General features: G+C 35.5%; 9 protein-coding genes and 1 tRNA gene. All 10 read left to right on the forward strand.

Going from position 1 to position 13,475, the window contains the following annotated elements; all coding sequences use genetic code 11:
- Positions 1-48: 48 nt before the first annotated feature.
- The 10 genes from H510_RS0102820 to H510_RS0102865 all read left to right on the forward strand — a co-directional run bounded on the left by H510_RS0102820 (position 49) and on the right by H510_RS0102865 (position 13,475).
- Positions 49-1,080, forward strand: a complete 1,032-nt coding sequence (locus tag H510_RS0102820; protein ID WP_026902926.1) for a GntR family transcriptional regulator — start codon at positions 49-51, stop codon at positions 1,078-1,080.
- A 78-nt stretch (positions 1,081-1,158) separates the two neighbouring features.
- Positions 1,159-2,238, forward strand: coding sequence for an L-rhamnose/proton symporter RhaT (gene rhaT, locus H510_RS0102825; RefSeq protein WP_026902927.1), 1,080 nt, complete (start codon positions 1,159-1,161; stop codon positions 2,236-2,238).
- A gap of 20 nt (positions 2,239-2,258) precedes the next feature.
- A complete protein-coding gene (locus tag H510_RS0102830; protein WP_026902928.1) occupies positions 2,259-4,379 on the forward strand; it encodes a bifunctional rhamnulose-1-phosphate aldolase/short-chain dehydrogenase in 2,121 nt (706 codons plus the stop codon).
- A 91-nt stretch (positions 4,380-4,470) separates the two neighbouring features.
- Positions 4,471-5,745 carry a sugar isomerase gene (locus tag H510_RS0102835; RefSeq protein ID WP_026902929.1) on the forward strand — a complete coding sequence of 425 codons (1,275 nt, stop codon included), beginning with the start codon at positions 4,471-4,473 and terminating at the stop codon, positions 5,743-5,745.
- Positions 5,746-5,893: 148 nt separating this feature from the next.
- Positions 5,894-7,282 (forward strand): FGGY-family carbohydrate kinase, encoded by a 1,389-nt coding sequence (locus tag H510_RS0102840; RefSeq protein ID WP_026902930.1) that lies wholly within the window; start codon positions 5,894-5,896, stop codon positions 7,280-7,282.
- Positions 7,283-7,445: 163 nt separating this feature from the next.
- Positions 7,446-9,347 (forward strand): DUF1800 domain-containing protein, encoded by a 1,902-nt coding sequence (locus tag H510_RS0102845; protein WP_026902931.1) that lies wholly within the window; start codon positions 7,446-7,448, stop codon positions 9,345-9,347.
- A 20-nt stretch (positions 9,348-9,367) separates the two neighbouring features.
- On the forward strand, positions 9,368-10,636 hold the full coding sequence (locus H510_RS0102850) for a DUF1501 domain-containing protein (protein WP_026902932.1): 1,269 nt from the start codon (positions 9,368-9,370) through the stop codon (positions 10,634-10,636).
- Positions 10,637-10,926: 290 nt separating this feature from the next.
- Positions 10,927-11,003: transfer RNA gene (locus H510_RS0102855), tRNA-Asn, on the forward strand.
- Between the two features lie 535 nt (positions 11,004-11,538).
- Positions 11,539-12,813 carry a hemolysin family protein gene (locus H510_RS0102860; protein WP_026902933.1) on the forward strand — a complete coding sequence of 425 codons (1,275 nt, stop codon included), beginning with the start codon at positions 11,539-11,541 and terminating at the stop codon, positions 12,811-12,813.
- A 173-nt stretch (positions 12,814-12,986) separates the two neighbouring features.
- Complete coding sequence (locus tag H510_RS0102865) at positions 12,987-13,475, forward strand: helix-turn-helix transcriptional regulator (RefSeq protein ID WP_026902934.1); 489 nt, start codon at positions 12,987-12,989, stop codon at positions 13,473-13,475.

A 13,475-nucleotide genomic window follows, 5' to 3' on the forward strand; every position in this document is an offset into this window, starting at 1 on the left:
ATTTAGTTCTGTTACATTTGTATAAACACTCACTTATTTTGCTGATTAATGCGTACCGATAATTTTTTTAAGCTCATCCAAATAGATGAATATTCTGCTACCCCAAAATACTTGCAGCTGTGCGACTCTATTGTAGAAGCCATAGAAAACGGAAAGCTTAAAAAAGGGGATGTTTTACCATCTATAAATGAGTTAAGTTATGCTTTAGATATTTCCAGAGATACAGCAGAAAAAGGATATAAGCATCTTAAAAAGCAAAACATCCTAGTATCAGTACCTGGTAAAGGCTATTACATAGGACAAACAGATTTTAAAAAGAAAATCAGGGTGTTCTTGCTCTTCAATAAGCTATCAGCACATAAAAAAATTATTTACGATGCTTTTGTAGCCGCATTGGGTGAAGAGGCAAGTATTGATTTTTACATTTATAATAACGATTATACCATCTTTAAAAAGCTTATTCTAAGTAAAAGAAGCGATTATTCTCATTATGTCATCATCCCACATTTTGTAGAAGGAGGTGATGATGCTTATCAAATTATCAATACCATACCAGCAGAAAAACTTATCCTATTAGACAAAAAATTAGAGGGTATAGTAGGTAATTATTCGGCAGTATATGAGAATTTCAGGCAGGATATTTACCAATCTCTCCATCAAGCTAAAAAAGAACTCTCTAAATACCACACATTAAAGCTTATTTTTCCCGATAAAAGTTATTATCCAACAGAAATCATAGATGGTTTTAAACTTTTTTGTCAGCAATATGCCTTTAACCACCAAATCATTCATGATATAGAATCAGAACCTATAGCAAAAGGTGAAGTTTATATCAATTTGATGGAGCATGATTTGGTTACTTTGATAGAAAAAATACTTTCTTTAAATTTTGAATTGGGTAAAGAGGTTGGCATCATCTCCTATAATGAGACACCATTAAAAAAATTATTGCTAAACGGAATTACCACCATTTCAACTGATTTTAAACTCATGGGAACCATCGCAGCAGAGATGATAAAGAATCAAATTTCGGCACATCGCGAAATTCCATTTGCACTTACTTTAAGAGCCTCTTTATAAAGAGCACATGATGGTGCATGACAGTTTAACTAAGCTTGGTGCATATTTTAGCGCTACCAATAAGTTAAACGAATTTACATGCAAGCATTACTAGGCGTTATTTTTCATTTTATCGGGGGCTTTGCTTCGGGTAGTTTCTACATTCCTTACAAAAAAGTTAAAGGTTGGTCTTGGGAAAGTTATTGGATAGTAGGCGGGATATTTTCTTGGCTAATTGTACCTCCTCTAGCAGCTTATTTAACCATACCAGATTTTACTGCAATTATTGCCGCTACTGATGGTGACATTTTGGGCTTAACTTACTTTTTTGGTGTTTTATGGGGAATAGGTGGCCTAACCTATGGTTTAGGAGTAAGGTATTTAGGTGTTTCTTTAGGGAGTTCAATCATTTTAGGTTTATGCTCTGTTTTTGGAGCTTTAATTCCTTCTTTTTATTATGATTTATACCCTAGTCCGGGTAAAGATTCTTTTACAGATTTAATAAACAACACTTGGGGTCAAATGGTGCTATTAGGTATTCTGGTATGTATCATCGGAATTATCATCTGCGGAAAAGCAGGTATGATGAAGGAAAAAGATTTAAACGCCACAGAAAAGGACACTGCTAACAATGAGTTTAAAATAGGTTTAGGACTTTTTGTAGCCATAGTTTCTGGTGTTTTGAGTGCATGTTTTGCTTTCGGTATTGATGCAGGTAAAGATATGGCCTCTACCGCGAACGAGGTATGGAAAGCTAATAACCCCAACCAAGGCGAGTTCTTGTTTCAAAACAATGTAACTTATGTTGTTATTCTCTTAGGTGGTTTAACTACCAATTTTATTTGGTGCATGCTGCTAAATATCCGTAACAAAACTTTCGGAGATTATACCAACACAAGCACACCACTTTTAAAAAACTATATCTTTTCTGCCTTAGCGGGCACAACATGGTTTCTGCAATTTTTCTTCTACGGTATGGGCGAAAGTAAATTAGGAAATGGCCCAAGTTCGTGGATATTACACATGGCATTTATCATTCTTATAGCCAACCTTTGGGGTTTAATACTTAAAGAATGGAAAGGTGTAAAAAGTAAAACCTTCACTACAGTAATAGTAGGTATTCTCTTTATTATCCTTTCTATTTTAATTGTAGGCTACGGAAACTCAATCAAATCATAAACAATAAAAACCAAAATAAGATGTCTTTTGATACAAAGCAATTTAAACATGTAAGCTATTTATGGGATGAGGCAGAAGCAGCAAAACTTGCCGGTGATGAAGTAGCTTTATTAATTTATCGTTCAAATTTATTAGGTGCAGATTTAAGATTAACCAACTATGGTGGTGGAAACACATCTTGCAAAGTCATAGCAAAAGATCCTTTAACAGGTGCAGATACAGAAATCATGTGGATCAAAGGCTCTGGTGGCGATATAGGTACCCTCAAGAAAAGTGGCTTGGCAGCGCTATACGTAGACCGCTTGCGCAATTTAAAAAATATATACCGTGGGGTAGCCTATGAAGACGAGATGGTTGAACTTTTTAACCACTGTATTTACGATTTAGCTTCTAAAGCACCATCTATTGATACACCTTTACATGGTTTTTTACCATTTAAACATATAGACCATTTACATCCTGATGCAGCTATCGCTATAGCAGCAGCAAAAGATGGTAAAAAAATTACTCAAGAATTATTCAACGGAGAAATTGGTTGGGTTGAGTGGAAAAAACCAGGTTTCGAGCTAGGCTTACAGTTAAAGCAATGTTTAGATGAAAACCCTAGTATTAAAGGTATTATGCTGGGCTCGCATGGTTTATTTACTTGGGGAGATACAGCTTACGAAAGCTACATCAATACCTTAGAGGTGATAGAGAAATGTGCGGAATACCTAGAGCAAAATTATGGTAAAAAAGGACCTGTTTTTGGTGGACAAAAAATACAAAGTCTTCCAGAAGACCAACGTAAGAAACAAGCTGCTGCTTTAGCACCTATTTTACGTGGTTTTTGCTCAAGCGAAAGAAGCATGATTGGGCATTTTACTGATGATGCTAGAGTACTCGAGTTTATCAATTCTCATGATTTAGATAGGTTAGCACCACTAGGAACCAGTTGTCCAGACCACTTCCTAAGAACTAAAATTAGTCCTTTAGTATTAGACTTAAAGCCAGAGCAAGATTTATCAGACGTAAAAGCTATAAAAGAGCAATTAGCACCAGCATTTGAGGCTTACCGTAAAATGTATACCAATTATTACGAGACCTGCAAGCATGATAATAGCCCGGCTATAAGAGATGCTAATCCGGTAATTATTTTATACCCAGGTGTAGGTTTATTCTCTTTCTCAAAAGATAAACAAACTACCCGTGTAGCGGCAGAATTTTATATCAATGCTATTAATGTGATGAAAGGTGCTGAAGCTATTTCAGAATATACCTCATTACCAAGACAAGAGGCTTTTGATATTGAGTACTGGTTGCTAGAAGAAGCTAAATTACAACGTATGCCTAAGCCAAAGGCTTTATCCGGGCGTATTGCTTTAATTACAGGTAGTGCCGGTGGTATAGGTAAAGCTATTGCAAAGAAATTTGTAGAAGAAGGCGCTGTAGTTATTTTAAACGATATGAATGCAGAGCGTTTAGCTGGTGCTGGCGAAGAGTTTAAAAAGCTTTATGGTAAAGATGCTTATACCACAGCAGTTTTAGATGTTACCAATGATAGCCAAATACAAGAAGCTTTAGAAGTAGCTGCTTTGGCTTTTGGCGGGGTAGATTTAATTGTAAATAATGCTGGTTTATCTATCTCAAAATCTATAGAAGACCATACCGATAAAGATTGGGATTTACTTTACGATGTATTGGTAAAAGGCCAATTTAAAATTACCCAAGCAGGTGTAGCAATCATGCGTAAGCAAAATATTGGTGGCGATATCATCAATATTGTGAGCAAAAACGCTTTAGTTTCTGGTCCAAATAATGCTGGTTATGGTTCTGCAAAAGCAGCGCAATTACATTTAAGCAGATTAAATGCTGCAGAATTAGGTGCTGATAAAATCCGTGTAAACGTGGTTAACCCTGATGCTGTAATCTCTGATAGTAATATCTGGGCTGGTGGCTGGGCAGAAGGCAGAGCAAAAGCTTATGGCGTTAAAGTAGAAGAACTGCCTGCTTACTATGCAAAACGTACTTTATTGAACGAGATTATTTTACCAGAAGATATTGCTAATGCTTGTTTCGCATTTGCTGGTGGTTTATTAAATAAATCAACCGGTAATGTGCTAAATGTTGATGGTGGTGTTGCCATGGCATTTGTAAGATAAAAAGCAGCAATGAAAATACCGATTAAGAACAATTGCTACGGTTTCTTAATCGGTTATTTTTGATTATATTAATAAAAAACCAATTACAACCATGTTGATAGAAAAAAGTCATATAGACCAACATAATAGCGATCATCAAGCGTCACATCAAAAAAGGTTTGATTTCATTAAATCAGAAATTCCTCAAGTAGAGGCTGTTATCCAAAAATTAATTGATTTCCAAATAGCTATCCCTAGTTGGGCTTTAGGTACAGGTGGTACGCGTTTCGGCAGATTTTCTGGTGGTGGCGAGCCTCGTAACCTAGAAGAAAAAATTGCTGATATTGGCTTGTTGCATACATTAAACCAATCTAGTGGTGCTATATCTTTACATATTCCTTGGGATATCCCTCAAGATTATGACGCTATAAAAAATCTTACGGCAAGTCATGGTTTACGTTTTGATGCTATGAACTCTAATACCTTTCAAGATCAAAAAGGACAAGAGTTGAGCTATAAATTTGGTTCATTACAGCATGTAAACAAAGCGGTAAGACAACAAGCTATAGCACATAATATCGAAGTTATTCAACAAGGTTTAGCATTAGGTTCAGATTCTTTAACCGTTTGGCTAGCAGATGGTTCTTGCTTTCCTGGGCAATTAAACTTCAGAAAAGCTTTCCAAAATACTTTAGAAAGCTTGCAGGAAATATATGCTGCCTTACCAAAAGACTGGAAAATGTTTGTAGAGTATAAAGCTTTCGAACCAAATTTCTATTCGATGACCGTTGGCGATTGGGGACAGTCTTTATTATTTGCCAATAAACTAGGCCCTCAAGCTTATACTTTGGTAGATTTAGGTCATCATTTACCAAATGCCAATATAGAGCAAATAGTTTCTTTATTATTGATGGAAGGTAAACTAGGCGGTTTCCATTTTAACGATTCTAAATATGGCGATGACGATTTAACCGCAGGAAGCTTAAAACCATATCAGTTATTCTTAATATTTAACGAATTGGTAGAAGGTATGGATGCAAAAAATATGAACCACGCCAAAGATTTAGGTTGGATGATTGATGCATCGCACAACGTAAAAGATCCGTTAGAAGATTTATTACAATCTGTTGAAGCTATCATGATTGCCTATACACAAGCTTTATTGGTTGATAGAACAGCTTTACAAAAAGCTCAAGAAGAAAACGATACGGTTAAATGTCAGGAAATATTACAAAATGTTTTCCGTACCGATGTTAGAGCAATTGTAGCAGAAGCTCGTTTACGTTCTGGTGCAGCTTTAGATCCGGTAGCAGCTTACAGAAAATTAGCCGTAAGACAAGAACTTATAAAAGAAAGAGGAGCTGTAACGGTAGCAACCGGACTTTAATATTTTAGATTTTAGAATTACAATTTTAGATTGATTTCTGAAGAATTTAGAGTTTAAATGACGATTTATATTGAAGATTTTAAACTCTAAACTTTTCACTTTCAACTTAATACTTTCAACCTTTAACTTAATACTTTCAACTTAAAAAATGCTTATTCCCGTTATCGCTGTTTTTGATGTAGGTAAAACCAATAAAAAGCTTTTCCTTTTTGATGAGCAATACCATATTGTTTATGAAAAATCGGCTCGTTTTTTAGAAACCAAAGACGAAGATGGAGACAGCTGCGAGAATTTGGACAGCCTTAGATTATCAGTTTTTGATTCTTTAAATGAAGTTTTAAAAGCCAATAAATACGACATCAAAGCCATTAATTTTTCTACTTACGGGGCAAGTTTTGTATACCTTGATGAGGAAGGAAAACCCTTAACGCCACTTTACAATTATCTAAAACCTTATCCAAAAGAATTAGAAGAGTTATTTTACCAAACACATGGCAGCCCACAAAAAATAGCACAAGAAACAGCATCGCCAGCTTCGGGTAGTTTAAACTCTGGTATGCAATTGTACCGTATCAAGCATCAAAAACCTGATATTTTTAAGCAGATAAAATACGTTTTGCATCTTCCGCAATACATGAGCAATTTAATCACTGGTAAATATTTTACCGATATGACCAGTATTGGATGCCATACCCAACTGTGGGATTTCAATAAAAAAGATTATCACCAATGGGTTTACGATGAACAATTGGTAGAAAAGCTTCCAAAGATTTTTCCTGCTGATGATGTTATTGAAGCCTCTTTTATGGGCAAAACTTATAAAACAGGTGTAGGCTTGCATGATAGCTCGGCAGCTTTGATTCCTTATTTGGTAAATTTTAAAGAGCCTTTTGTATTGCTTTCTACTGGTACTTGGTGTATTAGTCTTAATCCGTTTAACGAAAGCCCTTTAACCTCGCAAGAGTTAGAGAACGATTGCTTAGCTTACATAGCTTATCATGGGAAACCAGTAAAAGCTTCAAGATTATTTGCAGGCTTCGAGTTAGAACAACAAAGCAAAAGAATAGCAGCACATTTTAAGGTTGATGCGCTTATTTTTAGAACCATGCCTTTTGATGCACAATTGGCAGCTCAATTAAAAGAACGCTTTAAAAATGAAGATCAAGCATCAGTAATTTTACCAAAGCAATCTACATTTGGAGGTAGAGATTTAAGCAGTTTTGCAAATGAAAAAGAAGCTTATCATCAATTAGTGGCAGATATTATTGATTTACAATCGCAATCCACAGCTTTAATTATAAAAGGTTCTGCCATAAGGAAAATATTTGTAGATGGTGGTTTTTCAAAAAATACCATATATATGAATTTATTGGCAAGAGCATTCCCTCAGATAGAGGTTTATGCCGCCTCCATGGCTCAAGCAACGGCTTTAGGTGCTGCGGTGGCTATTCATAAACATTGGAACACAAAAGCCCTCCCAAATGATATTATAGAACTAAAGTACTATTCTGTAAATCAACCCATACTGGGCGAATAAAAAAACATCTTTTTAAACATTTATAATAGCGTTTTCTAATTTGAGGACGCTTTTTTTTATGCCAAGTTTTTGCTGGTATAAAATTACCTCTTTTATCATGGGTTAAACCAATCCTATTTTATCATGTCTTAAATATATTGTTATCATAAAAATCTCAAGAGTTATGAAAATCACTTTTCGTTATTTCAGTATAACTGCACTCATCATTACCGGTTTATTGGTACTGGCTTCCTTTACTAAAGAAAAGCCGGTAAAGGCAAAGTTTTCTTTTCCTTACAAGCAAGCAGGTTTAACCGAGCGTGAAGCAGCAGCGCACCTTTTAAATAGATTTACCTATGGTATCAAACCAGGTGAAATAGATGCTGTGCTGAAAATGGGCTTAGAGAAATGGTTTGCTACTCAACTAAAAGCAAATTTAGAAGATAAAGAGTTGAAGCAAATGCTAGATAAGTATGATGCACTTCAACTCTCCAACGCACAAGTAGTAGAAAAATACCCAAGAGGTGGAGTAGTTATCAGAATGGCTATCAAAGATGGATATGTTCATAAAGACTCAGTTAATCAAAACCGGGCAGATTATCGTCAAATCATCAAAAAATATATGGATGATAAAGATTTAAAACCACAGCAAGAGCTTTACAGACAATTTATCAGTCAAAAGATATTAAGAGCGGCTTATTCAGAAAACCAGGCTCAGGAAGTTTTAACAGAGTTTTGGTTTAACCATTTCAATGTTTCCTTAGATAAAGGGCAATGTGCCGAGTTTATACCAGCTTATGAGCGAGATGTGATTAGGCCAAATGTATTTCAGGATTTTAATATTTTATTACAAGCAACCGCAAAATCTCCGGCCATGTTAAGGTATTTAGATAATTTTTCTAGTGCTGGCCCTATGGAGATGCCTAAAAATGCAAAAGTTAAAAGACCAGCTAATAACAACCGAGGCTTAAATGAAAACTATGCCAGAGAGGTAATGGAGTTGCATACTTTAGGTGTTGATGGTGGCTACAGTCAGCAAGATGTAACCCAGGCTGCCCGTGTATTAACCGGTTGGACAATAGCCCCTATGAATGATGGTTATGCTGATGGGATGAAAAAAACCATGGAGAATACACCCAAAGATAAGCTCCTTAAATCTGGCTTTGTTATAGATGGTGATTTTATGTTTGTACCTAACCGTCATGATAAAGGAGAAAAAACAGTGCTAGATAAATACTTTCCTGCCGGTGGAGGCTATGAAGAAGGTGTTACTTTATTGAATATGCTGGCCGATCATCCATCAACAGCTAAGTTTATCTCACGTAAATTGGCTATACGTTTTGTAAGCGATAATCCTCCACAAAGCTTAATAGATAAAATGGCTAGTACCTTCCGTGAGAAAAAAGGGAATATCAGAGAGGTGATCATCACGATGGTTACAGCTCCAGAGTTTTGGAATAAAGAGGCTTTAAGAGAAAAAACCAAATCTCCTTTTGAATTGGCTATCAGTGCTGTTAGAAGTTTAGATGCCGAGATTACCCAGCCTTATCAGTTATTTACTTGGATTAATAAAATGGGTCAGAAAATTTATTACTATCAGGCACCAACAGGTTTCCCAGATAGGGCGGCTTATTGGATAAATACAGGCTCCTTATTAAACAGAATGAATTTTGGATTAGCTATTGCATCGCAAAAAATACCGGGGGTAAGGTTTAATATACAAGCTTTAAATCAAAACAGAGAACCAGAGAGTGCAGAGGCAGCTTTATATACCTACAGCAAAATTATGATGCCAGAGCGTAATGTGCATGAAACGGTTAAAAGGCTAAAACCTATGGTTAATGATTCTGAGTTGAGTAAAAAGGTAGAAGCGGCAGCCAATAAAAATCAGGTGAAAACAGAAAATATGATGAATGAGGATGCCGCCTTAGGAGATGATATGATGGGAATGCAAAATATGAAAGAAAAAAATCAGCAAAAATCATCTACTCCGCCTAAACAAACCATGCAGGCAAATGCAGGGAGTAACATGTTGGCACAAGTAGTTGGGGTAATTATTGGTTCTCCAGAGTTTCAACGTAAATAATAAATTAAAATATTAAGGATATGACATCAAGGAGAGGATTTATAAAAGCAGGTGGTTTAGCTCTTTTTGGGATAGGTATTGGCGGTATTCCAACCTTCTTATCAGAAGCTGTAGCAGGTATCAGAGAGCCAGGCTTGTTCCAACGCCGTAAAATACTGGTATGTATTTTTCAACGCGGTGCTATGGATGGTTTAATGGCTGTAACGCCTTTTAACGATGAATATTTAAAGGCTGCAAGACCAACACTATTTATGTCGCCCGTTAAAGCAGCAAATAAAAAACCTTTGATAGATTTAGACGGTAATTTTGGTTTACATCCATCAATGGCGGCTTTTGAGCAGGTTTTTAGAGACAAAAGGATGGCTATCGTACATGGTATTGGCTCGCCAAATACAACACGTTCCCATTTTGATGCTCAAGATTATATGGAGTCTGGTACACCTTTTAAAAAGGGAACATCTAGTGGTTGGTTAAACAGAGCGGTGGGTTTACTTGGTCATGAGGCGGCTACACCATTTCAGGCAGTAAGTTTAACATCTTCTTTACCTCGTTCTTTTTATGGGGATAACCCTTCTTTAGCTATCAGTAATCTCCAAGATTTTAATATTCAAATGAGAGGAAACCAAGCCAGCGCTAATATGGCGGCTAAGAATTTTGAAGATTTATACGATCAAACATCTTCTGAGCTATTGAAAAATACAGGTAAAGAAAGTTTTGAGGCTATTAAAATGCTTCAAAAAACCGATACTAAAAATTATAAGCCAGCTAATGGCGCAGTATACCCTACATCATCTTTAGGAAATTCTTTAAAGCAGATAGCTCAGCTCATTAAAATGAACGTTGGTTTAGAGGTGGCTTTCGCCGAGTCTGGTGGTTGGGATACCCACTTTAACCAAGGTACAGATACCGGTATTTTCGCTAGAAATGTTAATGATTTAAGCGAGAGTATTATGGCTTTTTGGACAGATATGGGCACTTTACAAGATGATGTTACGGTAATGACGATGACAGAATTTGGACGTACCGTTAAACAAAACGGAACTGGTGGAACAGACCACGGAAGAGCATCATGTAATTTTATTTTAGGTAATGATGTTAAAGGTGGCTTAGTACATGGTAAAGTGGCACCATTATCTGTAGAAAATTTAGAAGATGGAAGAGATTTAGCCGTAACTACAGATTTTAGAAGTGTATTTAGTGAAGTTGCTGCAAAACATTTGAAAGTAAATAATCATGCTCAATTATTTCCAGACTGGAATGGCAGTGCCATTGGTGTTATGAAATCTTAAAATGATAAAATTTCTATAAATGAGGCTATCTCAAATCACCACTTTATGTCAGGCTGAGCGGAGTCGAAGCCTTTTTTGAGTATATCAGAGAACATTTCGACTCCGCTCAATGTGACAAATATGATTTCTGAGATAGCCTCTTTTTTATGGAAAAATCTGTATATCAAACAGATGAGATGATTGAATTTTTTAGCTTCTAAAATTGTGAATATTATTGATGATTTTTTTTCTAGAATTAAAATCAATTGATATATTTGCGCCACAGTAACAAACTCGTTTTGTACATACGATCCCGAATAGCTCAGCTGGTTAGAGCATCTGACTGTTAATCAGAGGGTCGCTGGTTCGAGCCCAGCTTCGGGAGCCAGACTGGGCAAGCAGATTTTATCTAGCTTGCCCTTTTTCTTTTTAGTGCCTAAGTTCTTGGGATCAAGCGTAAAAGTTGGGGAGAGACATTAAGCATATATTTTAGCTAGTCTAAAGAGGAATATTTGATGATTTTATAATCAGGACCATCAATATCACCAGAGAGCAATAGCTCTCTTCCCTGAGTAATACGTTTATTAAGCTCCGTAATTTCAACGATGTATTTAGATTTATTTAGGCGGTCATGTTTAGTGACGGATTCAAAACTATCGAGTATTGCCGTTTTAAAATGCAGAGCAAAAATATCGTTAACATTTTATGCCCACTTCAGCAGCAAGAGCAGTAGAGTTAACAGGAGTTGATAGGTTCTATTTTGTTCTATTGAGCTTAAAGTATTTGGAAGCTAATCATCAGAAGTAAAGAGAAAAAAGATTTATAAAAAAACGAAGCAGAAATGAGTATCAATATCCAATAAAGATTTCACAAATAAACCTTATTAAGCTAAATATTTGTTATTTTCAGGCTTTTTGATACAAATGGAAATCATCATCATTATTGCATTGATACTTTTAAACGGAGTTTTTTCTATGAGCGAGATTGCTTTAGTCTCATCCAGAAAATTTAAATTAGAAAGTGCAGCAAAAAAGGGAAATAAAAATGCTAAAAAGGCATTAGAATTAGCAAATCATCCCAATACATTTCTATCTACAGTACAAATAGGTATTACTTTAATTGGTATCCTTACCGGTATTTTTAGTGGTAATACTTTTACTGCTGCTTTAACCCATTGGTTTAATAGTTTTCATGTCTTACAAGCTTATAGCGAGTCTTTAGCAGTTATCACGGTTGTTGTAGGCATTACCTATTTAACCATCGTTTTCGGAGAACTTATCCCTAAAAGGGTGGGACTAAGCTTTCCAGAAAAAATCGCCTCTTTTGTTGCCATTCCCATGACAGCCTTAAGCACCATATCTAAACCCTTAATATGGTTATTAGCCAAAACAAACGATTTGTTTTTAGGCTTATTTGGTATCAAAGAGAAACAAGATGGGATCATAACAGAAGAAGAGATAAAATCTATACTAAGCGAAAGCACCAAAGGCGGAGAAATAGAAGAAATAGAACATGATATTGTAAAGCGGGTTTTTTCGTTAGGAGATCGTAAAGTTGGTCAACTCATGACGCACAGGCATGATGTAATTTGGATCAATATAGACGAGTCTTTAGAGCAAATAAGAGATAAAGTTAGCCAAGAACCCCATTCCGTTTATCCAGTTTGTGATACTACCATAGACAAAGTGTTAGGCTTTATATCTATAAAAGTATTATTTAGTAAAGCTACCAGTTTTAATGATTTTGATATGATTAAAAATCTGGCTAAACCGCTTTATGTGCCAGAAAGTATGCCAGCTTATCGGGTGTTAGAAATGTTTAAAATCCATAAATCTCATAGTGCTATTGTTTTGGATGAATATGGCTCTTTACAGGGTATCATCACCAAAGATGATGTTTTAGACGAATTGATAGATGATTCTATTGAGTCGGAAGATAACCAGTATCAAATTATCCAAAGAGATCAAAACTCGTGGTTTGTAGATGGACAATTGCCTTTTTTTGAATTATTAGAATTTTTTAATCTGGAAGAGGCTCATAAACCGGCCGATTTTACCACTGTTGCGGGTTTATTTATTTCTTTGGTAAATCATATTCCAAAAACCGGCGAAAAAACAGAATGGAATGGTTTTATATTAGAAGTTTTAGATATGGATGATAACCGCGTAGATAAGCTTTTAATTACCATAAAAGAGTAGTGTATAAAGCAATTATACATCCATCAAAAATAAAAACGTAAACCAGGCATAAGTATCCAACACGCAGGCTTAGGCTATATTCGCCATCTTAAATAAGTAAGACTTAGAAAACTTTACATTATATAACATGTACTGCTTATCTCAGATATAAACAAATTTGTTTATATTTGAGTATGCAATTCTCTATAGATAAATATAAAGGTCTACATCCAGGAATGATATTGGAAAGGGAATTAAAGAAAAGGAAGCTTAAAAAAGCTCCTTTTGCACTATCATTACAAGAATATCCGCAGACCTTAAATGAAATTACAAAAGGGAGACGCGGCATTACACCTGCCTTATCCCTTAAAATAGATCAAGCATTAGAATTTAAAGAGGGAACCATGCTTATTTTGCAGGCCTATTATGAGCTCGAAAAAGAAAAATTAAAAACAGAGCCGCTGCCAAATCTTTCTTTGCTAAGAAAAGCACTTTTTTGGGACACAGATATCGAAACAATAAATTGGCGTAAGCAATCTAAAGCAATCATAAAAAGAGTGTTTGAAAGAGGGAATGAGGTAGAAAAAAATGAGATCATCAGATTTTATGGTGAAAAGAAAATTAAAGAAGCTATAGGTTCTTTAGATTCCATAAAAGTTCTTAACCATAAAAGAATAGCTTAA

It is taken from the genome of Pedobacter glucosidilyticus DSM 23534, assembly GCF_000425145.1.
Lineage (GTDB): Bacteria > Bacteroidota > Bacteroidia > Sphingobacteriales > Sphingobacteriaceae > Pseudopedobacter > Pseudopedobacter glucosidilyticus.